The 540-nt window shown below is 33.9% G+C and carries 2 protein-coding genes; both read left to right on the forward strand.

Annotated elements, in window-relative coordinates; all coding sequences use genetic code 11:
- The coding region (locus tag R7P64_RS24585) for a MoaD/ThiS family protein (protein ID WP_318124248.1) at positions 1 to 245 on the forward strand (245 nt) is incomplete at its 5' end.
- A gap of 4 nt (positions 246 to 249) precedes the next feature.
- Positions 250 to 540: HesA/MoeB/ThiF family protein (locus tag R7P64_RS24590; protein WP_318124250.1), on the forward strand; the 291-nt coding region annotated here is incomplete at its 3' end.

The raw sequence follows: 540 nt of genomic DNA on the forward strand, positions 1-540 counted from the left end.
ATTTCCAATGGGATGGTGGCTTAATGATTAAGGTAAAACTATTTGCAACCTTTAGAAATGGTAGAGAAGAAGAAATACATTTTGAGTATTATGAAGGCATTACAGGAAGAGAGATAATAGAAAAGCTTGGAATCAAAGAAGAAGAAGTAGCAATATTTATAGTAAATGGAAGAGATAAAAAATGGGACGAACCCATTGAAGACGAAGCTACAGTATCTCTTTTTCCGCCCGTAGGAGGAGGCTAATTTTGTGGGGAAATATGATAGAAATATGAATACTTTATCTAAGGAAGAAAATGAAAGTCTTAAGAATTTTAAGATTTGTGTAGTGGGATGTGGAGGAATAGGTGGATATGTCATAGAGATGCTTGGTAGACTAGGGATTGGATATATAACTGTTATTGATGGAGATGTATTCGAAGAAACAAATTTAAACAGGCAAATATTATCTAATTCTCAAACTATAGGGAAAAGTAAGGCTCAAACTGCAAGAGAAAGGATGAAGCTTGTAAATCCCGATATCTATGTCAATGCAGTTTTT

The organism is Vibrio sp. 2304, assembly GCF_033339475.1.
GTDB lineage: Bacteria > Pseudomonadota > Gammaproteobacteria > Enterobacterales > Vibrionaceae > Vibrio > Vibrio alginolyticus.